Raw genomic sequence first — 506 nt, 5'->3', positions numbered from 1 at the left:
TCGCTTTCACGTACAAAAACTTACTTTAGAAGCGCTGCAGGATATTAGGATCAAGCACCGATGGGATGCTATAGACATGGAAAACGAACAAATTAAGCAGGCAAGATTAAAGCAAAAAGAATTTAATCCCGAAATCTTTGAAAATGGAGACAGCAGAAAACAATTATTAGCACGTAGCCGTTACCTGCTCTATAAAGCACCTTCCAACTGGACAGAGAATCAATATCAACGTAGCAAAATCCTCTTCGAGCAATATCCGGATATAAAGTTGGCATTTAGCCTTACCCAAAGACTCAGGGATATATTCAACAAAGCAAATTCAGTAGAAGTGGCTTATACAAAACTCGCTCATTGGTACAAGGATGCAGAGGATACAGGATTTAAGGCATTCAATACCATTGCCAACACCATAACACTGAATTACAGGTCCATACTCAATTACTTTATCAACAGAAGTACAAACGCATCAGCAGAATCATTCAATGCAAAAATAAAAGCATTTAGAG

The 506-nt window shown here is 37.9% G+C and carries 1 protein-coding gene; it reads left to right on the top strand.

Annotated features, from left to right (window positions below; translation table 11 throughout):
* Positions 1-506: ISAon1 family transposase (locus tag RM541_RS17410; RefSeq protein ID WP_311501405.1), on the top strand; the 506-nt coding region annotated here is incomplete at both ends.

The organism is Autumnicola psychrophila, assembly GCF_031846645.1.
GTDB classification, from domain to species: domain Bacteria; phylum Bacteroidota; class Bacteroidia; order Flavobacteriales; family Flavobacteriaceae; genus Autumnicola; species Autumnicola psychrophila.
This window is presented reverse-complemented; position numbering and strand designations above follow the sequence as displayed.